Source organism: Aestuariimicrobium kwangyangense DSM 21549 (assembly GCF_000421525.1).
In the GTDB taxonomy this organism is placed as follows: Bacteria; Actinomycetota; Actinomycetes; order Propionibacteriales; family Propionibacteriaceae; genus Aestuariimicrobium; species Aestuariimicrobium kwangyangense.
The window spans coordinates 318,014-338,530 of the sequence record NZ_ATXE01000003.1; the positions used below are offsets into that span (position 1 = coordinate 318,014).

Genomic DNA, 20,517 nt, shown 5'->3' on the forward strand with positions numbered 1-20,517 from the left:
GGGCACGATGAGGGCGGCAACCGTCGGGGCCACCTGTCACGGGTCCTCGTCCGATGCGGGAGCGGGCAGTGGTGCGCCGGTGGTCGCATTGGTGGGAGCCCCGAACGTGGGCAAGTCCACGCTGTTCAACGCGCTGACGGGCGCCCGCGTCACCATGGGCAACTGGCCGGGCACCACCGTTGCGGTCTCACGGGGCACCTGGCGGGCCGGTCGGGAGCTGACCCTGATCGACTTCCCCGGGGCCTACAGCCTCGATCCGCTCAGCCCGGACGAGGCACTCACCCGCGGCCTGGTGGTCGACGCACCTGCCTGCGAACGCCCCGAGGTGACCGTCGCGGTCGTCGACGCCTCGCAGCTGGCCCGAGGGCTGTACCTGGTGACCCAACTGCGCGAGCACGACCTGCGCGTGGTGGTGGCCCTGACGATGGGCGACGTGGCCACCAGCCGGGGCATCACCGTCGATCCGGCTCTGCTGGCCCAGGAGCTGGGAGCCCCGGTGGTGACGGTCGATCCCCGACGCCAACGCGGCCTGGACGAGTTGGCTCGGGTCGTGGTCGACTCCGCTGCCCGGGACGTGCCGAGCCCGCGCCTGCTGGCCCCTCATCCGTCGGCCGCCCATCCGTTGAGCCCGCATCAGTTCAGGGAGGGGCCCACGGCCTCGCAGGGCGTGGAAGACGACGCTCTCGCACGCGAGGACGAGCGCTTCGCCACCATCGACCGCGCAGTGACGGCCTCCATCACCCGCGACCCCTCGGCCGCTCGCACCCTCAGCGACCGCGTCGACCGATGGGTGACCGCCCCGGTGGCTGGGCCGCTGATCTTCATGGGTGTGATGTGGCTCGTCTTCCAGGTCACCACCACCGTGGCAGCCCCCCTGCAAGCGGCGTTGGGCTCAGTGGTCAGTGGCCCGCTGACCTCGACGCTGCGTTCGGCGTTCGGTTCGGTCGGCCTGGGAGGAACCTGGGCAGAGGGATTGGTCGTCGACGGACTGGTCGCAGGGGTCGGCATGGTGCTGACCTTCGCGCCGCTGATGGCGCTCATGTTCGTGCTGCTGGCCCTGCTCGAGGATTCCGGCTACCTGGCCCGGGCCGCGGTGGTCACCGACCGACTGATGCGTTCCATCGGTCTTCCGGGACGCGCCTTCCTCCCGCTGGTGGTCGGCTTCGGCTGCAATGTGCCTGCGATCTCCGCCACCCGCATCCTGCCCACGGCCCGCGAACGACTGCTGACCTCGCTGCTGATCCCGTTCACCTCATGTTCGGCGAGGCTGACGGTCTACACCTTGGTGGCCTCGGTGTTCTTCGGTCCCTGGGCGGGCACGGTCGTGTTCGTGATGTACCTGGTCAGCATCGGGTTCGTGATCGGGGTGGGCGCCCTGCTGCGGACCACCCTGTGGCGCACCTTCGGCGCCGATCCGCTGCTGATGGACCTCCCCGCCTTCCATCGGCCCACGCTGAGGCTGATCGCGGGAGTGACCTGGCAGCGGCTGTCAGGCTTCCTGCGCACCGCCTCGGGCATCATCGTCGCCGCCGTCACCGTGGTGTGGTTGCTGCAGTCGATCCCGGCGGTGGGCGGCCTGGGCTTCGGCGAGGCGCCGGTGGCCGACTCCGTCTACGGGAGGCTCGCCCAAGCCGTCGCGCCGATCTTCGGCCCGGCCGGGTTCGCGACCTGGCAGACGGTCTCGGCCCTGGTGGTCGGGTTCGTGGCGAAGGAGGCGGTGATCAGTTCCTGGGCCCAGACCTACGCGGTGGCCGACCCTGCCCCCGGAGCGACCGGAGCGACCGGAGCGACCGGAGCGCTGGGCGACCAGATCGTGCATGCCTTCAACGCCAGTTCGGGCGGCCACCCCCTGCCCGCGGTGCTGGCCTTCCTGGTGTTCCTGCTCGCCTACACCCCGTGCGTGGCGACCCTGGCCGCCCAACGCCGCGAGATAGGGGTGCGCTGGACGGCCTTCGGCGTCGGGCTCCAGTTGGTGGTGGCCTGGCTCGCCGCTGTGGTCGTCTTCCAGGTCGGACGGTGGTGGTGGTGAGCGCACCCCTGAGCTCGGTGCTGGCCGCCTTCGGTGCCGGCGCCCTCAGCCTGGACGAGGTGGCCGATCGCACTGGCCTGGACCGCGACGTCGTCGACGCCGCTGTCGACCACCTGCGGCGCATGGGCCGTCTGCGGGCCACCGAACTCGCCGTCGGCTGCCCCAGCGGCGGCTGCGGCAGCTGCGCCTCGGGACGACCCGAGGCGACCGCCGGCTGCGGGGCGGCGGCACCGTCGGCCCACCGCAGCGGCCCGGTGCTGGTGCAGCTGTCACTCCCGCGCCGGCGGTAGTCTGCCCTCGTGCCAGAGGTGAGCGTCAACCCCCCGGGAACCCCCGACGTCCATGCCCCGATCGGCGTGTTCGACTCAGGCTTCGGGGGACTCACGGTGGCGAGGGCCATCGTCGACCTGCTGCCCGGCGAAGACATGGTCTACCTCGGCGACACGGCCCGGGCACCGTACGGGCCCCGTCCGATCGCCGAGGTGCGGGAATTCGCGCTGCAGTGCCTCGACCGACTCGTCGCCCACGGCGTGAAACTGCTGGTGATCGCGTGCAACACCGCCTCCGCGGCGGTTCTGCGCGATGCCCGCGAGCGCTATGACGTGCCCATCGTCGAAGTGGTGCTGCCCGCCGCCCGCCGCGCGGCCGCCACCACCCGCAACCGACAGGTGGGGGTCATCTGCACCCGGGCCACGGCCACCAGCCGCGCCTACGACGACGCCCTGGCGATCGCACCCGAGATCAGCCTCACCACCCAGGTCTGCCCACGGTTCGTCGAGTTCGTCGAGAACGGCATCACGGGCGGGGACGAACTGCTCGGCCTCGCGCGCGAGTACCTCGCCCCGATCCAGGAGGCCGGGGTCGACACCCTGATCCTGGGGTGCACCCACTACCCCCTCCTGTCGGGAGTGCTCAACTATGTGCTCGGTGGGGGAGTCACCCTGGTCTCGAGCGCCACCGAGACCGCGGAGCAGACGTGGGCCGCACTCGCCGCGGGACACCTGCTCACCGATCGCGAGCGTCCGGCGCGTCGACTCTTCCTCACCACCGGCGACGAGGAGCGCTTCTCGGGCATCGCGGGACGGCTCACCGGCGGCTTCGTGCAGGACGTCTCGCGGGTGCACATCGGTTGACGACCCTCTTCAGCGTTGACGACCCTCTTCAGGGGAGCGTCTAGGCTGGCCGCACCCAACCCGAGGAGGAACCCATGTGCACTCGAGTCACCTGCGACAAGTGCGGCAAGCCCACCTGGCAGGGCTGCGGTGAGCACGTCGAACAGGCTCTGGCCGGGGTCGACATGGCCGACCGCTGCCACTGCCCCCGCTGACCGGAGCAGCGACTTCCACCCCCCGTCGCCGGGCCACAGATCGACTGAGGTTCAGTAGGGTGGCCCCCATGGTCCCCACCCCTGATCCTGTTGATCCTGCCGGCCCGGCGGCGGGCGTCCGTTCCGACGGACGCGCTGCCGACCAACTGCGACCGGTCACCATCACCCGCAACTGGCTGGACCATGCGGAGGGGTCGGTGCTGGTCGAGTTCGGCAAGACCCGGGTGCTCGTCGCCGCCAGCGTCACCGAGGGCGTTCCTCGCTGGCGCAAGGGCACGGGCCTGGGCTGGGTGACGGCCGAGTACGCCATGCTCCCGCGGGCCACCCACGACCGGTCCGACCGGGAGTCGGTACGTGGCCGCATCGGTGGCCGGACCCACGAGATCAGCCGTCTGATCGGACGATCCCTGCGTGCCGTCATCGACACGAAGGCCCTGGGCGAGAACACGATCCAGATCGACTGCGACGTGCTGCAGGCCGACGGCGGCACTCGCACCGCGTCCATCACCGGCGCCTACGTCGCGCTGGTGGACGCCGTCGAATGGCTACGGGCCCGCGGCGCCCTCAAGGGCGAACCCATCAAGGACTCCGTGCAGGCGATCAGCGTGGGGATCGTTGACGGGGTGCCCCTGCTCGATCTCGCCTACACCGAGGACTCGTCCGCCGACACCGACATGAACGTGGTCGTCTCGGGCAGCGGCGACTTCATCGAGGTGCAGGGCACCGCCGAGGGTGCCCCCTTCGACCGTGACCTGCTCAACCAGTTGCTCGACCTGGCGCTGAAGGGCTGCTCCGACCTGGACCGTGCCCAGCGTCATGCGCTGGAGACCCCGGCGGCGGAGGCACTCCCGTGAACGACGAGACCCAGGCCTGGCTGGCCGATCTGGTTCGCCCCGCCGGCCCCACCCTGGTGCTGGCCACTCACAACCCGAAGAAACTCGTCGAGATGCAGCGTCTCGTCGAGGAGATGAAGCTCGACGTGGCCGTGCTCGGGCTCGCTGACCTGCCCAACAGTGTGGCCCCTCCTGAGACCGGCACCACCTTCGAGGAGAACGCGCTGATCAAGGCCCGCGCCGCCGCGGCGGCGCACGGGCTCCCCGCGCTGGCCGACGACTCGGGGCTCGAGGTCGACGCTCTCAATGGCATGCCCGGCATCCGGTCGGCCCGCTGGGCGGGCTCGGATGCCACGGACGAGGAGAACCTCGAGCTGCTGCTGCGCCAGATCGACGACGTTCCCGAGGCAGATCGGCGTGCTCGGTTCGTGTCGGCGATGGCCCTGGTCGTGCCCGGCGCCCACGGTGAGAGGCGCGAGCACGTGGTGCGGGGGGAGTGGCCCGGCCACATCACGGTCGAGCCCTCGGGCTCGGAGGGATTCGGCTACGACCCCATCTTCGCCCCCGACAACGCCAAGGGAACCGCGGCCCAGCTCGACCCCGACGAGAAGGACAAGCGATCCCACCGCGGGCAGGCCCTGCGCCTGATCATGCCGCTGGTGGCGCAGACCCTGGCTGCCGACCAGTCCGCGAGGGGTTGAGCGGTGCAGCAGTACCACGACCTGGTTCGTCTGATCCTCGACGAGGGCGCGGTGAAGTCCGACCGCACCGGCACCGGAACCCTGAGTGTCTTCGGCCACCAGATGCGCTTCGACCTGCGCCAGGGCTTCCCCCTGCTGACCACGAAGAAGGTGCACACCCGCTCGGTCTTCGGTGAGTTGTTGTGGTTCCTGCGCGGCGACACGAACGTGGCATGGCTGCACGACAACGCCATCACCATCTGGGACGAGTGGGCCGACGCCGACGGCGACCTCGGCCCCATCTACGGCTACCAGTGGCGCTCCTGGCCCACGCCGAACGGCGAACACATCGACCAGATCGCCACCCTGATCGAGGGGTTGCGGACGAATCCCGACTCCCGACGCCACATCGTCAGCGCGTGGAACGTCGGCCAGTTGGACGAGATGGCCCTGCCGCCCTGTCACGCCTTCATGCAGTTCTACGTCAACGACGGCGAACTCAGCTGCCAGTTGTACCAGCGCTCCGCCGACGTCTTCCTCGGCGTGCCGTTCAACATCGCCTCATACGCCCTGCTGACCCACCTGCTGGCGCAGGTGACCGGACTGCGGGTGGGTGACTTCGTCCACACCCTGGGCGACGCGCACCTGTACTCCAACCACCTCGACCAGGCGCGGGAGCAGCTCACCCGCGACTTCCGGCCGCTGCCCCAGCTGCGGCTCAACCCCGACGTCACCGAGATCGACGCCTTCACCCTGGCCGACATCGAACTGGTCGGTTACCACCCCCACCCAGCCATAGCCGCCCCGATCGCCGTCTGAGGAGACCGATGCAGATCATCAGCATTGCCGCCGTTGCCGAGAACCAGGTGATCGGCGACGGGTCGCGGATCCCATGGCACCTGCCCGAGGACTGGGCCCGTTTCAAGGAACGCACCACCGGCAACTTCCTGGTCATGGGTCGCGAGACCTTCGAGCAGATCGGACGCCCGCTGCCGAACCGCACCACCATCGTGGTCACCCGCAATCCCGACTGGCAGGCCCCCGCGGGCACCGGGGCCACCCGCGTGCTGGTCGCCAACTCGATCGAGGGAGCCATCGAGCTCGCCCGTACCGACCGGATGCAGGCCCGCGACGACACCGTGTTCGTGGCCGGTGGTGCACAGATCTACGAGCAGTCGATGGAGCTGGTCACCGGGCTCGACATCACCGAGGTGCACCAGTCGCCCGACGGCGACGCCCGGTTCCCCGAGATCCGGCCCGAGCAGTGGGCCGAGCTGAGCCGGGAACCCCAGCGGGGCTTCGACTTCGTCCGCTACGCCCCCGTCACCGTGACGGACCGGCTCGAACTCCGCCCGGCCACACCCGTCGACGTGGACGACTGGTTCGCCCTGCACTCCGACCCGGCCGCCTTCCCGTTCGCCCCGGACGGCCCCATCACCACGACCGAGGAGGCCGAGAACGAACTAGGTGAGTACCTCGCCAGTTGGCTGAACCGGGGGCTGGGCTACTGGTTGGCCCGTGAGCGCGACACGGGTGACCTGGTGGGCGCGGGCGGGATGCGTGCCATCCGCCTGCCCAACGGCGACTCGGTGTGGAAGCTCTACTACCGGCTGGTGCCCGCCAAGACAGGTCAGGGGTTCACCGCCGAACTGGTGCGGGCCGCCGTCGAGCAACTGGCCCGCATCGACCGCTACGCCCGGGTGCGGGCCGTGATGCGCGCCGACAACGCCGACGCCATCGCGGTGGTCGACAACCTCGGGCTGGCCGAGCACGGCCGACTGGTCAACGAGGCCGGCCAGGAGCAGATCATCTACCAGAGCGTCGTCAAAGACCTGATCTGAGGTGCGCTCCACCGCCTCGGTGCTGCACCTCGACCTGGACGCGTTCTTCGCCTCCGTCGAGCAGCGCGACAAGCCCTCCCTGCGGGGCAAGCCCGTCGTCGTCGGTGGGGTGGGCGTGCGTGGGGTGGTGGCCACCGCCTCTTACGAGGCTCGGTTGTTCGGGGTGCGGTCGGCCATGTCGGGCGCCGAGGCGCGCCGGCGGGCCCCGTACGCGGCCTTCCTGTCACCGCGCTTCGAGGCGTACCGGCAGTCGTCCCGCATCGTGATGGCCCTGCTGGCCGAGTACTCGCCCAGGATCGAACCGCTGAGCCTCGACGAGGCGTTCGTCGACCTGGCCGCGGGCGGCGTCGACTGCTCGTCGGTACCCGCCCTGGTGGAGTTGGGCGAACGGATCCGCGCCCAGGTGTTCGAACGAACCGAGGGGCTGACCGCCTCCATCGGTATCGGCACCAGCAAGTTCATGGCCAAGGTCGCCAGCGAACTCGGCAAACCCGACGGCCTGCACGTGGTTGCCCCGGGCGACGAGGTGACCACCATCGCCCCGTTGCCCGCCAAGGCCATACCGGGGGTGGGGCCGGTGAGCGCCGAGAAGCTGAACCGGCTCGGCATCCACACCGTCGCCGACGTGCAGCGCGCCTCCCTGACCGAACTGACCCGCGAGCTGGGGTCGAGTTGGGCGTCGGGCCTGCACGCGTTCGCGTTCGCGCGCGACGATCGCCCCGTCGAGAGCCAACGAGAGGTCAAGTCCATCTCGGTCGAGGACACCTTCGAGACCGACCTCACCGACCGGGCCGCTCTGGAGGCCATCCTGGATCGCGACTCCGAGGTGGTCGTCGGCAGGCTTCGTCGTCACGGGTTCTTCGCCCGCACCGTCACCATCAAGGTGCGATTCGGTGACTTCACCACCCACACCCGGTCGCGGTCGTTCAGTGGGGGCACCGACTCGCCCGAGCGGGTGGCCCGTGCCGGACGGGAACTCCTCTCCGGGCTCGACGTGCGGGTCGGGGTCCGTCTGCTCGGCATCGGGGTGTCCAGCTTCGTCGGCGCTGCCCAGGAGGAACTCTTCGACCTCGACGACGATGGCGACACCGTGAGCGCCTCCGTCTCGTCGGGCGACACGGACGAGCACGTGGGCGGCCCCTTCGGGCGGCGCCGCAGCAGCGGCTGGACGCCCGGCATGGAGGTCGAGCACGAGGAACACGGTCGCGGCTGGGTCTGGGGAACCGGCCTGGGTCGGGTCACGGTGCGTTTCGAGACCCGGGCGGCACCCCACGGTCGGGTCAGGTCATTCCTGGTGGACGACCCCGCGTTGTCGAGGGCCACCGCGCTGCTGCCGATGGCCTGGCAGGTGCCCGAGGACGACGAGGACAGCCAGGAGGGGGACGTCGACCACCAGGCCCTCGATGACGTGGGCGGGGACGCCCAGTCCCAGATGGGTGGCCCGGGCGGGTGAGCGCAGGGTGATCGGTGGTCGGCCCGCGTGGCCGGACAGCACTGGGCGTTCGGACCAATCGTGCGGATCGTGTGCTGTGGCGCGAGGAGTTGCGGTCAGGGCGCAACATTTCCCGTCAGACGACACGATTCGCACGATTGGCACCCGTCGCCCGGCTCAACTCCCGGGCCCCTCGATCGAGATGGAACCCCGGGACAGGGAGCGGCCACCTTCGTGGTTCAGCTGATCGCCGGCTCAGAAGGCGGCGGCGACTGCCTCGTACTCGGTTCGGGTCAGCGGCAGGACGGTGCCGTGCTTCGTCCGGGCGGGAAGGTCGAGGTCGATCTGGGTCCAGTGACCGGAGCCGAGATCGGTCGTGGTCAGGGCTCGGTAGCCCTGGGGCTCGAGTTCGTAGGAATCGACCCACAGGTACCAGCGGCGCTCGTGGTGATGACGGAAGACGAGCGGAGCCTCGATGCCGTCGGCGATCTGTGACCCGATCCGTGTCGCCACCGGTCGCCACTCGCCGAAGAAGCTGTCCGCCACCTCCTCGAAGATGCGCCTGCCGTCAGGCGAGTTGTCCTTGGCGAAGCGGTGCACGCGCCCCGGGTGTGGGTCATCGTCGGCTTCCACGTGGATCGTCAGGTCGATCACCTCGACGCCCTGGTCGAGGAAGACCCGGGCCGGGGTGAACGTGACGAAGTCACGCGTGCGGTTGACCAGGATTCGGCTGTGGCTGTCGCCGGTGTGGGACTCGTCCGCGAACAGCTTCGACGACCAGTAGACGAGGTAGTCACCGGATTCGGCGTCATGGTGGGCCTCCGGTGCCCACGCCATGCCGGCCTCGACGGGTGCCACCTCGACCAGCCTCGGCTCCGACCAGTGCACCAGGTCGGGGGAGTCCCACACGACCAGGTTCCGGCTGCCGTGGCGAGACAACCGGTCCCAGTCGATGGTCGCCTCGCCGGTCCAGATGCGCGCGTCGGTCGCGATGATGTGGAACCCGTTGCCGTCGTGACGGCGCAGCAGGTGCGGGTCGCGCACCCCGGTGGTTCCCAGTGTCGACTCCAGGATCGGCGCACCGGAGTTGAGGCGACGCCAGCGCAGGGGGTCATCCCCCTCGCTGATGGACAGGAAGATCTTCTCCGCATGTCCGTGGGGGTCCTCGACGAAATGGACGAGCAGGTAGCCGTGGCCCTCGGGTTCGATCACCCGACCCACTGTAGGCAGTGACTAGGCTGGCGGCATGCGCGATCTCGTCCTCGTTGCCAATGCCGGTGATGGCACCGTCTCGAGTTTCCGGTTCACGGGGGACGCCTTGGAGCCGCTGGCGGTGAGCACCGTGGGGAACGCTTGTTCGACCTTCGTGGTGGACGAGGCCCGTGACCTCGTGCTGGCCGCGAGCAAGCAACCGAGCGTCGACACCTTCCGGCTCGACCGGGCCACCGGGCGGCTCATTGCGCTGGCAAGTGTCCCGGTCGCCTCGTCCATGACCTACCTCGACCTGGCGCATGACGGGCGGGTGCTCGTGGGCGCCTCCTACGGCGGAGGATTCGCCGAGACCCGACCGGTCGACGAGGAGGGGCGACCGTCGGACGAACCCGTCGCCCGGGTCGAGTGGCCGCAGTCCCACTGCGCGTTGGTGGCAGGTTCCGGTGGGGAGGCCGTGCTGTACGTCGTCTCGCTCGGGGCTGACTTGGTGGCCCAGTACGCGCTGTCGTCGGATGGGTCGTTGGTGGCCCTCGACCCGGCCACCGCTGTTGCCCCGGAGGGGTCGGGTCCTCGCCACCTCACCCTGTCGCGCGATGGGAAGGTCGGCTGGGTGGTGACTGAGTTCTCGGGGGAGGTGCTCTCCTTCGCGCGTGACCGCACCGGGGCGCTGACGCCGTCGGCGAGGCGCGCCTTCTTCCCCACCGACGCCGGTCTGACCCACAGTCGCCTCGGCGCCGACCCGCTCGCCGAACACCTGATCTGGGGCGCCGATGTGCACCAGGCGGGTGCCGATGGGCAGTGGGTGCTGGCCACCGAGCGCACCACCTCGACCCTGGCCTGCCTGCCAGTGCTCGCAGACGGCAGCCTGGGTGAACGCGTGTCGAGGATCGCCACGCCGACCCAGCCCCGTGGGTTCTGGGTGCTCGACGGTGGCCGGTTCGCCGTGGTGGCGGGGGAGCGCGACACTGAGGTGTCGCTCGTCAGCGTGGACGAGGGTGGGGCACTCGACGAGGTCGGTCGCTGGCCCACCGGTCGGGGAGCGAACTGGGTGCGCGCTGTCTGAGTCGGACGGCCCCCTACCGCCGAGGAACTGGGTGTGGGTGGGGGCGTGGCTGATCGGGACGTGACCGGTCAGGACGGGGGCAACCGCTGGAGGGTCGCCAGGATGCGGCCGGTGTCATGGGTTCCCTGCAGGGCCGCCAGGGTGACCCTGTCGTTGGTCAGGACTCCCGCCTCCGACCAGGTGATGCCACCGCTCTCCCGGCGGTCCTGGACGCTGCGCTCGGCAAGTGCCGGGGTCATGCCCGCACGGGGGCAGTGCTTCAGATCGGCCTGGAAGACCGACAGCCACGCTGCGGCCCGCTGCGGGTCGGGGAAGCTCAGTTGGATCAGGTTCCCGATTCCGTTCGTCGCGGGGTCGCGATAGGCAGCGGTGAGCGCATAACGGGCCCGTGGGATGGTCGAGGGTTCCGGCCCGCAGCCGGGAAGGGCGGCCAGTGACGCATCGGCCGCGTCGACCTGGTGGACGAAGGTGCCGTTCGGGTTGAACTCGCCCTCATCGGCCTTGGCCTGGTCGTCAGCCGTGAAGGTGAGAATGCTCCTGGGCACCGTGGCCCCGCTGAGCGGGCCGGCTGTCGACGGGTCGGGAGACGGTGTCCTGGCCGTGACCCCTGCACTGGGGGGAGCTGACCCTGGGGCGGAGGAGCTGGCGGTTGTGCTGTCCTTGGCGGGGGTGGCGCTCGGGCTGGTGACTCGTGTGGTGGGCGCGCCACTGTTGGGTGAGGCCATGGTGGGTGCGGGGGTGGTCGGCGTCGTCCTCGGGGTCGGGGAGTGCGACGAGCAGCCCATCAGCACGACGGCGAGTGCCAGGGCGCAGGCACCGACCGCGACCCCATCCCCTGCCCGGGGGGCTGGCCGGTCGCCCCTGGCGGTCTGAGGTGTCATTTCTGGAAGTGCTGGTAGTCGGGTTCGCTCCACCATGCACCCCAGTAGAAGCCGTGGCCGACCAGTTTGGTGGTCAGGGTGCTGGTGCCGACCAGGACACCCGGCTTGCTGGGGTCACGATGGGTGGCGTACCAGTTCTCGTAGGGGTACCAGACACCGAATTCCTTGTACGGGTTCTCGAAGTCGTTGATGTCGATCGCCCTCCCGTACGAGTGCGGTGACATGGCGTAGGGGTTGCCGCTGACCTTGCGGCAGTTGAACGCTGAGGTGTTGTCGGCGGCCATCATCTTGTAGTCATTGCCGAGCCAGTGGTTCGGGTTGACCATCTGGCGGATCTGGAAGCTGTTCCATGCCGCGGCCGAGAACGAGTCGATGATCTGGGTGACGACGTCCGAGCGGACGATCATCACGCCCCGATGCACCCGGTTGTCGAAACCGAGGTGATTCATCGAGATGGTGCGCAGGCTCGAGGGGCCCACCGGGCAGCCGGAGCGGAAGGTGTACTGCACCTCGGCGGAGGTCGTGGTGTGGGTGGTGGCGTTGACCCGCACCCTGATGCGTCCGTGGTCGATGCGCGCGTTCTGGAAGTCCTGGACGTCCTGACTGCCGGGTCCGGTGGGCAGTCCCAGGTCGCCGGTGGCGGCGTTGTGGGTGGTGCTGGAGTAGACACGCCAGACGTCACCGTGGACCGCGGGCCAGCCGTTGGTACCGCGCATGATCGCCCCGGAGGTGAACCTCTGCATGGTGACGCCCTTGGTGTACTCGTTGGACGTGGGCCGTCCGAGGGGGCCGGCGGCCAGCTTGAGCGAGACCCAGGTCTGGTAGATGGGTCCACGGACCCAGTGGATGCCGCTCGCAGTGTTGCGGTACAGCATCGAGGTCGCCGAGGTCTGGCCCGCACCGGCAAGTTTCGTCCACGAGTCGGCCGTGTACGGGGCAGTCGCCGAGGTGGTGTCCGAGATCGGTGCCCCGTACTTGCCCGCGCCGTGGGCGAGGTAGTGGTCGGCGGCCTCCGTCGTCAACCAGCGGACCCCATGGTCGGACGAGACGAGCGCACCACGGGTGAACCGGCTGACCGAACCACCGGAGTAGTTGGCCAGAGCGACCACCTCGGTGGTCGGGACCCCGGTACGCGGGTAGCCGCCCAGCGCGGTGTAGCGGGAGTAGATGGGGCCGTGCACCGCATGGGCGCCGGTGAAATTGGTGTAGACGATGACACCCTTGGCGTAGGTCTGGTGGGCGATGCAGCCGTCCAGGACGACACCGGTCGTGGCTGCGCCGAGTTGGGTGCCCAGCGTGGAGTGCCTCGCGCTGATGGCGTTCTGCGCCAGCGACTGGAACGACGGCGCGACCGCTGGCACTGCGTTGGGCGTGAAGTAGCCGACGACGTCGGCGATCAGCTGCACGGTGCCCCGGTTGTGGCTCGTGAGGGACAGTGTGCCGTCGGCGCCCAGGGGGACGACCGCCAGGTTGTTGCGGGTGTCCCCGCCGGGCAGGTTGAGCGACGAGGCGTTGGGCTCACAGCTGCCGCTGGGGTACGCGCTGACGTGTCCCGGCCGGGTTGCGTTGGTGCCGGTCAGGTTGAGCACCACCGCCGAGACTCCGCTGGTGGGTACACCGCCGCGGCCGGCGATCTGGACGCGCAGGCTGCCGTCCGGCGCCACCGGACCGGTCCCGCCGGCTCCGATGCGGGTGTCGAGCACTCGGGAAGGGGTGAGCGGCTCGAACCTGCCCGCGGCATCACCGGAACCAGCGAGATGGTAACCAACGATGTCGCCCACCACGTGCACGGTGCCCGGGCTGCGGTTGGCGATGGCGATGCTCCCGTTGGCCCCCACCTTGACGACGACCAGGCTGGCCCGGGTGTCGGCCCGGGGGAAGTTCAGGTTCGAGGTGCCGGGCTCAGCCGTGCCGTCGGCGTGGACGATCAGATGTCCGGGTGCGGTTGAGCCGGTCTCGGTGAGGTTGAGCACCACCGCCGAGACGCCGCTGGCGGGGACGCCGCCGCGGCCCGCGACCTGCACCCGGATGGTGGCGTTCGCGGGAACGGGTCCCGTCGCCCCGGTGTCGGTGCGGGTGTCGAGGATGCGATCCGGGGTCAGCGGCGCGTACGCCCCGGCCGCCGTAGGGATACCGGCCAGGTAGTAGCCGGACACGTCGGCGATCAGGTGGACGGTGCCCTCGCTGTTGTTGGTCAGTGCGATCTTGCCGTCCGCGCCGAGGGTGACCACGGCCAGGTTCGCGCGCGTGTCACCTGCCGGAAAGTTCAGGTTCGAGCTGGACGGCTGCGGGGTGCCGTCCTGGTAGGCCGTGATGTGGCCGGGACGGCTGGAATTGGTGACGGTCAGGTTCACCACGACGGCTCCCACGCCGTCGGCCGGGATCCCGCCGCGTCCGGCGAGTTGCACGTGGATGGTGCCGCGTGCGGGCACCGGCCCGGAGGCGCCATTGTTCGTCCGGGTGTCCAGGACGCGGGTGGGCGCCAGGGACACGAAGGTGCCCCCGTCGCTGGGGGTGGCCGCTCCTGACTGGCCGCTGTCGGTGATGGACCAGCCGGCGGCCCCGGTGAGCGTCGCTCGGGGTTGCGCTGCGGCAGCCGAGTAGCTCGAGGATCCCGCGTCGAAGGCCACCCCCGTTGGTACCTTCTGGGTGGCCCATCCGGTCAGGAGCGCGTCGTAGTTGGACGATGACAACCGGACGCCCGAGAACATCCTCGTCATGTCGGCGACGTGGGTCACGTCCCACCGGCCGAGGTCCTGGTCGAAGGAGGTGGCCCCGTCGAACATCGAGCGCATGGTCGTGACCCCGCTGGTGTCCCAAGCGCTGACGTCGCCGTCGAAGGCCACCGCCCCTTCGAACATCGACTGCACCCTGGTCACGCCGGAGGGCAGGGAGGTGGGGACCTTGGTCAGATGGGTCGCCCCCAGGAAAGCGCCGCTGTAGTCGGTGATCCCCAGCGATCCGAACGAGGACACTGACGTCAGCGTCGAGGCTCCCACCCCATTCCTGCTCTGTGGGGAGGCGAACCCCTGCGGGGTGCCGCACACCGACACGGTGTAGGCACCGGGCGACGCGAAGTCGAACCCCACCAACCCCGGGTCAGCCGGATAGGTCTGCCGTTGGTCGGTCGCCGGTCCCTCACCGGACGGGGTGGCCGACCCGGCTCCGCCCCAGTCGATGGTGACGGTGCCCGAACCGCCGGTGAGCACGAACCCGACGTGACCCTTCGTGCCCGGGTCCACCCGGGTGTCGAAGGTCATCACCATGGGGTCGGAGCAGGGCAGCGGCGCCGGCTCAGCCCGGGCGACCGTCACGGAGGTGGCTGCGAATGCGGCCAGGATCACCGCGAAGATCGCCCCCGATGCCGTCCTCAGTGTTCGCATGAGACGCGCTCCCCCCGCAGGCACCACGCCTCAGGGAAGGGCGCGATGGTGTTGCGGCTGAGCATAGGCCGAGGTCGGTCCAACGCCTGCCGTGTCGGGGAGGTCCGCCGCGGTCCGCGGATGGAAGGGTGCCGGAGAAGGGACTTGAACCCTCACGCCTTGCGGCACAGGAACCTAAATCCTGCGTGTCTGCCAATTCCACCACTCCGGCGGTGGGGGGATCAGATCCCCAGGTCGCGCTTCAGCTTGTCGACGTGACCCGTGGCCTTGACGTTGTACTGCGCGAGCGCAATGGTTCCCGACCCGGCTTCGTCCACGTCGACCACGAAGGTCGAACGCAGCACGCCGGTGATCTCCTTGCCGTAGAGCATCTTGGTGCCCCAGGCGCCGTAGGCGTTCAGGGCCTGCCTGTCGGGGTCGGCCAGCAGGGTGACACCCAGGGCTTCCTTGTCGCGGAACGTGGCGAGCTTGTCGACACTGTCCGGGCTGATGCCCACGATCTCGTAGCCGGCATCGCGGAACTCCTGCTGGGCCGCGGTGAAGTCGACGGCCTGGATCGTGCACCCCGGGGTCATGGCCGCCGGGTAGAAGTAGACGACCACCCTTCGTCCCGCGAAGTCCGCCAGCGACACCTCCGCCCCGGTGGCGTCGGGCAGGCTGAACTCCGGGGCGGGCGAGCCGATGTCAAGGCGGTTGTTCATGCCCCACACGATACCGGTGCGGCTAGGGTGGTCTGGCACGCTCCAATGAAGGGACCGACCGTGGCCGACACCACCGACACCCGTACCGCCGCCCAGATCCGGGCCGACCTGGCCGCAGCCCGCGCCCGGGTCTCGGCGAACCTGGCCAACCTCGTCACCGAGGTGCATCCGACCGCCATCAAGGACCGCACCATCGATGACGCGAAGACCTTCGCGCACACCGAGTTCGATGCGGCCAAGTCGCAGGTGAAGGACGAGCGCGGCTGGCGCATCGACCGGCTGCTGATGCTCAGCGCCGCCGTGGTCGGCACTGTGGCCGTGTTGGTCGGCATCCGAGCCATCGTCGGTGGCGGACGACGCTCCTGACCTGTCCCACAGCCGAAGCTGACCCACGTGCCAGGGGGAATGCGAAAAGGCCTGTCGAGAGTGATCTCGACAGGCCTTTCCCGTGGTACACCGCCAGGGACTTGAACCCTGAACCCGCTGATTAAGAGTCAGCTGCTCTGCCAGTTGAGCTAGCGGTGCGCGCCAAGAAACTGTAGAACATCGCGCGCCGGTTTGGGAAATCGAGCCGCCCCGGGCGGGTATCAGCTCCGTCGGCCGGCCCTCACCGCAGCGATCCTCTGGCGACGCAGTTCGTCCACCTCGGGCACCGCCAGCGGGTCGAGGTCGAGCCCGGTACCCAGCCGAAGCACGTGGTCAGCCAATTCGGGGTTGCGGGCCAGCACGGGCCCGTGCGGGTAGGTACCGATGACGGTTCCCTGCTGGGTTCCCTCGGTGCCGTCCCCGTTGTTGCCGACTCCCACCTCGACCCGGGCGAGCGGAACGGCATCAGCTCCCAGGGTGGTGTGGCCGCCGTGGTTCTCGAAACCCGTCAGCTCGTAGGAGGTGCCGTCCTGGCGCTGCCAACGCGTGAGGATCTCTCCCACGGCCCGTATCGGGCCGCGGCGGGTGCTGACATCGAGCAGTCCCAGGCCCTCGATCACCTGGTCGTGGTCGCCCACCGTGAAACTGGTGCCACAGATCTGGTAGCCCGCGCAGACCGCGAACAGGGCTGCCCCCGCCTCGACCGCCCGGAACAGGTTGCCGTCGGCGCGCAGGGCCTTGACAGCCGAGATCTGGGCGAGGTCCTCGCCACCGCCGAGCAGGTAGACGTGCCCGTCAGCAGGGACCTCCTCGCCCGGTTCGACGACCAGCAATTGATGGTCGATGCCACGCCACTCCAGACGCTTGCCCAGCACGGTGGCGTTGCCGCGGTCACCGTAGATGCCCAGCAGCGATTGGTAGACCAGCACCAGTTTCACGGGTCCGTTGACGGGACGGCTCATGCCAGACCTCCGAGTTTCCGCAGTCGCTGGAAGGGGGTGTAGGTGGCGATCACGTCGACCGGTCCGTCGACGCGGGTGACCTCGGGTCGTCTGAAAGCGGCCGCCAGGTCTGGCTCGACGACGTGGTCGACCCCGGCATGGCGCAACCGCACGGCCAGGTCCTGGGCCCGAGGGCCGGTGGCGACCACGGTTCGTCCGGCCAGTTGTTCGTAGCGCACGTCCCACAACCACGAGACGTCACGTCCGTCGGCGGCCGCCGAGTCGATGGCCAGCACCACCGTCTGACTGGTGGCCAGGGGCAGTGACTCCGCCCAACCCGAGGGGTTCTTGGCCAGCAGCAGGGTGGCGCGGGCGGTGCCGATGGTGGCGGTGGCGTAACGGCCGGCGGGTGAGGTCACCGTGGCCATGCCGTCGAGGGCGGTCTGGGCGGGCACGCCCATGGCGCGGGCGGCAGCCAGGGCGCAGGCGGCGTTGGCCCGGTTGAACCGTCCGGGCACCTGCAGGTCGAGGGTGAAGACGCGACCGTTGGGGTCGCTGACCTCGTCACCGCGCACCGTGTAGTCGGCCACGGGCTGCGTGAGGGAACAACCGGGGCAGTCCCACCGGGACTGGTCACGCACCAGCAACGAGCCGCACTCCGGGCAGAGCGCCGCGTCCTCGTTCCACACGTCGCCCGTGTCGACCCAGATCACCCGTCGCGCCGGCTGCGCCGACCACACCACGAGCGGGTCGCAGGCATTCGCGACGACCACGGGTCCGCTGCTGCCCGCCGCTTGCAGGGCGATCCGCCACGACCGTCCCAAGGACTTGATCTCGTGGTGGCGGTCGAGTTGGTCGCGCGAGAAGTTGAGCAGCACCAGCACCTCGGGACGGCCCAGTTCGATGACGGTGGCCACCACCCGCTCGTCCGTCTCCAGCACCGCGATCGACGACCGTGGTTGGTTGGCCAGCGCAGAGGCGATGCCGTGGTGCAGGTTCGCCCCGTCGGCGTTGGTGACCACGTCGTCGGGGTCGGCGACCGAGGCGCGCACGGCTGCGGTCAACAGGTGGGTGGTCGTGGTCTTGCCGTTGGTGCCCGAGACGCTGGCGATGCGGCGGTCGGCCAGCAACTTCCCCAGCGCCCCCGGGTCGAGACGCAGCATGACGGTTCCCTGGATCGAGGCGCCCGTGCCGCGTCGAGCCAGGCGCGAGGCGGCAGCCGCCGCCTTGCCTGCCGAGGTGGCGGCGTTCAGTCGCAGCCGACTCAGGGCTCCCGGCTTCGGCGGGCGGAAGGGCAGTCGAGGAGCGGCCATGTGGGTCATTCTGACATGTCCCCCGAATGCGGCGGACAAGGGCCTCGGGCCCGACGTGGAGCATGGGAGGGGGAGGCCGGAGCACTCACGGCAGGAGGTGAAGTGTGGGGTGAGTAACGGGACTTGAACCCGCGACATCCTGGACCACAACCAGGTGCTCTACCAGCTGAGCTATACCCACCACGACCACACTGCGCGCCGGAAACCGGCTCGGATGAATATACCGATCCGCGGGCCGGATCGCTAATCGAGCTCCACCGCCGAACCGTCCGCCGTCGTCGCCACCGCGCCAGTGAGCGCACCTTGGTGCTTGGCGGCCACCTGCTTGGCCATGGCGCTGGTCGGTCCGACGGGGACGAACACGGCCTCGCGGTAGTAGCGCAGTTCCTCGATCGACTCCTGGATGTCGGCGAGCGCGCGATGGTTGCCCGACTTGGCGGGGGAGTTGTAGTACGCCTTGGGGTACCACCGTCGCGCCAGTTCCTTGATCGAGCTGACGTCGACGTTGCGGTAGTGCACGTGGGACTCGAGTTCTGGCATGTCGCGCGCCAGGAACATGCGGTCGGTGCCGATGGTGTTCCCCGCCAGGGGAGCCCTGCCCGCGGCGGGCACGTGGGTGCGCACGTACTCCAGGACCAACTGCTCGGCCTCGGCCATGGTCAGCCCGTCCTCGAGTTCGACCAGCAGGCCGGAGGTGGTGTGCATGCTGCGAACGAAGTCGTTCATCTGTGCCAGCGCCTCGGCCGGCGGCTTGATGAGCACGTCGACGCCTTCACCCAGCACGTTCAGGTCACCGTCGGTGACCAGCGCGGCCACCTCCACCAGGGCATCGGTGGTCAGGTCGAGTCCCGTCATCTCACAATCGATCCAGACGAGCATCTCGTTGGTCTGCGCCACCGGGTGCGCCCCTTTCGGTCGGTCGGGCGACCCGAGCGGCCGTCCGGTTGGCGCCCCAGGCAGGAATCGAACCTGCGCGCGACAGATTAGAAGGCTGCTGCTCTATCCGCTGAGCTACTGGGGCTGGTCCAGCCGTCAGTGTAAAGCCTCCCAGCAGGCCGGCTGCGCTGCACTGGGCACTCGCTAGGCTGGGCCCATGTCGTCAGCACGTCTGGAGCGCCGAGCTCGTGTCCTCTCGGGGGTGCCGCGCAACCAGCCGCCTCGACCGTGGTACCTCCGCGTCCTGCGCAGCCCGTGGACGTGGGCGCTGGTCGGAATCCTGCTGGTGGGATTCGTGGGGCTGTTCGACATGTACTGGATGTTGCACGCCGACCGCAAGGTCGAGGGTGGCACCGTTCCCGGCATCACCAACCAGGCCATGCGGATCGGTGCCAAGTACGCGTGGCCCACGGCCGTGGTGTGGTCGTTGCTGTTCCTGTGGTTCGACCGTTTCCGCAAGCACCGCGTCGTGACGTGGCTGATCGCCTTCCTCTGGGGGGCCTGCTTCTCCACCTGGATGTCGATCTACGTCAACTCCTGGGCCGGCGAACTGCTCAGCGTGCAGGGCAACGGCGACCCGTCGACGGGCGCTCGTCCGGCGGTGTTCGTGGCCCCCTTCGTCGAGGAGTTCTCGAAGGCAACCATCGTGTTCGCGCTCGCGGTGCTGGCCCGCTACCGCATCGTGTCGATCATGCAGAGCGTCTCGCTCGCCGGGTTGTCTGCCGTGGGCTTCGCCTTCACCGAGAACATCATCTACTACGCCCGCGGCTACGAATATGCCTCCCGGACCATCGAGGCCGGCGACGCGGAGCAGGCGTTGCTGTCACTGGTGAGGCTCCGCGGTGTCTACACCTCGTTCGGCCACCCGTTCTTCACGACGATGACGGCGATCGGGATCCTGGTCGGGGTGAGGCACCGCAGCAAGCTGGTGCGCATCCTCGCCCCGGTCACCGGCTTCCTGGCGGCGGCGCTGGGTCACATGGTGTTCAACGGGGTCGCCTCCAGCGTGCCCGAAGGCGGGGGGATGAAGTACTGGCTGATGGCCGTTGCGGTCGTCGTCGTGCTCGCCGGCGTGCTGGTTGCGTGGATGATCCGGGAGGGTGGACGAATCCGGGCCCGCCTGAACGATCTGGTGCGGTTCGGGTGGTTGTTGCCCTCCGACCCCGTGATCTACTCAAGTCTGTGGCGGCGCCTGCGCCTGCTGGTCATCGCGCTCTCGCAACCGTCCCGACTTCCCGCCACGATCCGGGTCATGCGCCACCTCACGGAGCTGGCCTACCTGCGTGACTCGATGGTGCTGGGCCTGATCGACCGGGTCGGATACGAGCACGCGAGGGAACTGCTCGAGGTCATCCGCCGGGATCGTCCGGTCGCCGTGACGACGCTGGCGGGTGAGAAGGTTCGGTTGCCCCACCCGGTGGCCTGGCTTCGCTCCCGACGTCAGTTGGCCGCGGCAGCCGGCCCGGCGCCGCAGTGGGCGCCGCCCTCGTGGGAGCCGAACCAGTGGGGGCCCCCGCCGGGTGGACGCGCGTGATGGGCGTTCCGGACGTGCCGTCCGCGGCCCCTTCGTCCGGGGCCG

General features: G+C 69.5%; 18 protein-coding genes and 4 tRNA genes. 11 read left to right on the forward strand and 11 right to left on the reverse strand.

The features are described 5' to 3' along the window. The first annotated feature begins 7 nt into the window (after positions 1–7). The 8 genes from feoB (at position 8) to H507_RS16445 (ending at position 8,163) form a co-directional block, all read left to right on the forward strand. Positions 8–2,029, forward strand: coding sequence for a ferrous iron transport protein B (feoB, locus tag H507_RS0111445; RefSeq protein WP_022910851.1), 2,022 nt, complete (start codon positions 8–10; stop codon positions 2,027–2,029). After that, complete coding sequence (locus H507_RS0111450) at positions 2,026–2,319, forward strand: FeoC-like transcriptional regulator (RefSeq protein ID WP_157438971.1); 294 nt, start codon at positions 2,026–2,028, stop codon at positions 2,317–2,319. The genes feoB and H507_RS0111450 overlap by 4 nt, the downstream gene beginning before the upstream one ends. Positions 2,320–2,337: 18 nt before the next feature. Then, positions 2,338–3,162, forward strand: coding sequence for a glutamate racemase (gene murI, locus H507_RS16430; protein ID WP_022910853.1), 825 nt, complete (start codon positions 2,338–2,340; stop codon positions 3,160–3,162). A 262-nt stretch (positions 3,163–3,424) separates the two neighbouring features. Next, complete coding sequence (gene rph, locus H507_RS16435; protein ID WP_051139787.1) at positions 3,425–4,210, forward strand: ribonuclease PH; 786 nt, start codon at positions 3,425–3,427, stop codon at positions 4,208–4,210. Between the two features lie 56 nt (positions 4,211–4,266). Next, a complete protein-coding gene (gene rdgB / locus H507_RS0111470; RefSeq protein ID WP_211217346.1) occupies positions 4,267–4,890 on the forward strand; it encodes an RdgB/HAM1 family non-canonical purine NTP pyrophosphatase in 624 nt (207 codons plus the stop codon). A 3-nt stretch (positions 4,891–4,893) separates the two neighbouring features. After that, the gene (locus H507_RS0111475; RefSeq protein ID WP_022910944.1) at positions 4,894–5,688 is read left to right on the forward strand and encodes a thymidylate synthase; all 795 of its coding nucleotides are present in this window, start codon (positions 4,894–4,896) and stop codon (positions 5,686–5,688) included. Between the two features lie 8 nt (positions 5,689–5,696). Then, positions 5,697–6,710, forward strand: coding sequence for a dihydrofolate reductase (locus H507_RS18470; RefSeq protein ID WP_022910854.1), 1,014 nt, complete (start codon positions 5,697–5,699; stop codon positions 6,708–6,710). Position 6,711: 1 nt separating this feature from the next. Beyond that, positions 6,712–8,163, forward strand: coding sequence for a DNA polymerase IV (locus H507_RS16445; protein ID WP_022910855.1), 1,452 nt, complete (start codon positions 6,712–6,714; stop codon positions 8,161–8,163). A 234-nt stretch (positions 8,164–8,397) separates the two neighbouring features. Here the strand turns inward: H507_RS16445 and H507_RS16450 are convergent, their stop codons facing one another. Next, positions 8,398–9,354, reverse strand: coding sequence for a glycoside hydrolase family 43 protein (locus H507_RS16450; RefSeq protein ID WP_157438972.1), 957 nt, complete (start codon positions 9,352–9,354; stop codon positions 8,398–8,400). 34 nt (positions 9,355–9,388) lie between these two features. Here H507_RS16450 and H507_RS0111495 point away from each other — a divergent pair, with 34 nt between their 5' ends. Next, on the forward strand, positions 9,389–10,417 hold the full coding sequence (locus tag H507_RS0111495) for a lactonase family protein (RefSeq protein WP_022910857.1): 1,029 nt from the start codon (positions 9,389–9,391) through the stop codon (positions 10,415–10,417). A 68-nt stretch (positions 10,418–10,485) separates the two neighbouring features. On the opposite strand, the gene H507_RS17440 is transcribed toward H507_RS0111495, so the two are convergent. From H507_RS17440 to bcp, 4 genes are all read right to left on the reverse strand, one after another. Next, positions 10,486–10,962, reverse strand: coding sequence for a hypothetical protein (locus H507_RS17440; RefSeq protein ID WP_022910858.1), 477 nt, complete (start codon positions 10,960–10,962; stop codon positions 10,486–10,488). A 332-nt stretch (positions 10,963–11,294) separates the two neighbouring features. Further along, entirely contained in the window at positions 11,295–14,681 is a 3,387-nt protein-coding gene (locus H507_RS17450) for a BspA family leucine-rich repeat surface protein (protein WP_051139788.1), read from the reverse strand. Between the two features lie 129 nt (positions 14,682–14,810). After that, positions 14,811–14,892 (reverse strand) — tRNA-Leu (locus H507_RS0111520). A 10-nt stretch (positions 14,893–14,902) separates the two neighbouring features. Beyond that, complete coding sequence (bcp, locus tag H507_RS17725) at positions 14,903–15,382, reverse strand: thioredoxin-dependent thiol peroxidase (protein WP_022910861.1); 480 nt, start codon at positions 15,380–15,382, stop codon at positions 14,903–14,905. Positions 15,383–15,442: 60 nt separating this feature from the next. On the opposite strand from bcp, the gene H507_RS17885 reads away from it, so the two are divergent. Beyond that, positions 15,443–15,748, forward strand: a complete 306-nt coding sequence (locus tag H507_RS17885) for a DUF3618 domain-containing protein (RefSeq protein ID WP_040438509.1) — start codon at positions 15,443–15,445, stop codon at positions 15,746–15,748. 83 nt (positions 15,749–15,831) lie between these two features. Here the strand turns inward: H507_RS17885 and H507_RS0111535 are convergent. The 6 genes from H507_RS0111535 to H507_RS0111560 all read right to left on the reverse strand — a co-directional run bounded on the left by H507_RS0111535 (position 15,832) and on the right by H507_RS0111560 (position 19,023). Next, positions 15,832–15,907, reverse strand: a tRNA-Lys gene (locus H507_RS0111535). Between the two features lie 62 nt (positions 15,908–15,969). Further along, positions 15,970–16,710, reverse strand: a complete 741-nt coding sequence (locus tag H507_RS0111540) for a type 1 glutamine amidotransferase (RefSeq protein ID WP_022910863.1) — start codon at positions 16,708–16,710, stop codon at positions 15,970–15,972. Next, positions 16,707–17,849, reverse strand: coding sequence for a MurT ligase domain-containing protein (locus H507_RS0111545; RefSeq protein WP_026378140.1), 1,143 nt, complete (start codon positions 17,847–17,849; stop codon positions 16,707–16,709). Before H507_RS0111545 ends, H507_RS0111540 begins: the two co-directional genes overlap by 4 nt. A 258-nt stretch (positions 17,850–18,107) precedes the next feature. Further along, positions 18,108–18,183 (reverse strand) — tRNA-His (locus H507_RS0111550). Positions 18,184–18,245: 62 nt separating this feature from the next. Beyond that, the gene (orn, locus tag H507_RS16475) at positions 18,246–18,881 is read right to left on the reverse strand and encodes an oligoribonuclease (protein WP_051139809.1); all 636 of its coding nucleotides are present in this window, start codon (positions 18,879–18,881) and stop codon (positions 18,246–18,248) included. 66 nt (positions 18,882–18,947) lie between these two features. Further along, a tRNA-Arg gene (locus tag H507_RS0111560) sits at positions 18,948–19,023 on the reverse strand. Between the two features lie 72 nt (positions 19,024–19,095). Between H507_RS0111560 and H507_RS16480 the strand changes: the two genes are divergently transcribed. Continuing rightward, positions 19,096–20,472, forward strand: coding sequence for a PrsW family intramembrane metalloprotease (locus H507_RS16480; RefSeq protein WP_051139789.1), 1,377 nt, complete (start codon positions 19,096–19,098; stop codon positions 20,470–20,472). Positions 20,473–20,517 lie beyond the last annotated feature (45 nt).